General features: G+C 24.9%; 1 protein-coding gene. It reads right to left on the bottom strand.

From position 1 onward, the window contains the following. Window positions 1–34 precede the first annotated feature (34 nt). Complete coding sequence (locus tag C7954_RS13520; RefSeq protein ID WP_134060322.1) at window positions 35–793, bottom strand: protein kinase family protein; 759 nt, start codon at window positions 791–793, stop codon at window positions 35–37. Window positions 794–1,497 lie beyond the last annotated feature (704 nt).

The following is a 1,497-nucleotide window of genomic DNA, read 5'->3' as shown; positions in this document are numbered from 1 at the left end:
CTACAGAAGGAGTATTTTCTTCTCCTTCTCTTTTTTAAACTAGGTGGTACACAATTCGATTGGTAGGGTGGTACATTTTTCGCTTGACAAAAGCATCTTTAATTATATTTAATATTTTATTTATTATATCTACCTTTTCTTCATTATCAATATCATTATTAACTATATAATCATAAAGAGTAATATCAGCTTCCTCCATAGTATATGAGAATTCATCATTATTAAAGTCATATATATCTATAACACCTTCAACATTAGACAAAGATTTTGTGATTTTAAATTCTCTTTTAAATCTACTACGTATTCCACGATTTGTAAGAAACTCTTCTTTTAATTTTTTAATGATAATTCCTGTTGAAATTTGTTTATATACGACTGCAAAACCACCTTCACCAATATATTTTAAGTCTGAATTAATCTCTACTAAAATATATTTTGAATCTAACTTGTTAATTTTATGATCTTCTAATTTAAGTTCACGGTTAAAGTCATTCACTATTTGTTCAGATAATTCTACAGCTTCTACTTCAGTAACTCTATTTTCTATTTGAATAAACTTAGTGCTTAATATTTTAGTAAGGAAATCGTTAATATCATCGCTTTCAATCAAGGCTTTTATTTTTTCACTCGTATAATACCATCTTGAAGGAAAGCCACTGTCATATTTATCATTAAACCCAAATTCATTATTGAAAAAATCAACTAATACATTCCCACTCTTATATTGATAATAATCTTCTTGATCCCCAATAAATACTTCTGCAATATATCTTAGTATAGCTTCTGATAACATGAAATCTCCTTTCCTACTATTGCGTTATTCTAAATAATTAAACTTATAAAGTTAAATATAAAGTCTCTAACTTTTACGATGCGGCTGTTCTTTAGATTGGCAAGTCGTTTAACTATCATCTATATTTTTTGTTTAAGCATTTGAAAGAGATATACTAATAGTCCTGTCCCGAATGGGAAAATATATTTTATTACTTAACTACAAAATTAGTCAGTGCCAGTGAACCATTATATAAAAAAATTATTATCCTTCATCAGGTGGGTCTTATATAACTTTCTTATTATTAGTTCTTTTCCGTGTTCTATCATGAAATGGTGTGAATTTTATTTTTAATATATATATTTGGTTCCTTTGAGAATTCATTGTAAAGATATGACATTAATTTTATATTGGATAAAATAATTATGTTTTCATTTTATTATTTTCTTTACTTTACTTACTTAAATCAATATCTTTAAATGCTGCTAAATGTAAAGCTATTGATAATAATAACCATAAAGTTAAAAACTCAAATTTTATGTAAATATAATAAAAATATTCTAATACACTCATATTTCCAATTAATAAAATATAAAACAATATATTTATTAGCAGAATCATAAAAGAAATCACTAGCATTGCATAAAAATATTTAAGAAAAGTCAAGTTCTGTTTTTAACGAAAATACTTGCTTAAAATAGAAAAACTCCTTATAATTGGGATTA

It is taken from the genome of Halanaerobium congolense, assembly GCF_004366375.1.
GTDB lineage: Bacteria > Bacillota > Halanaerobiia > Halanaerobiales > Halanaerobiaceae > Halanaerobium > Halanaerobium congolense.
This window is presented reverse-complemented; position numbering and strand designations above follow the sequence as displayed.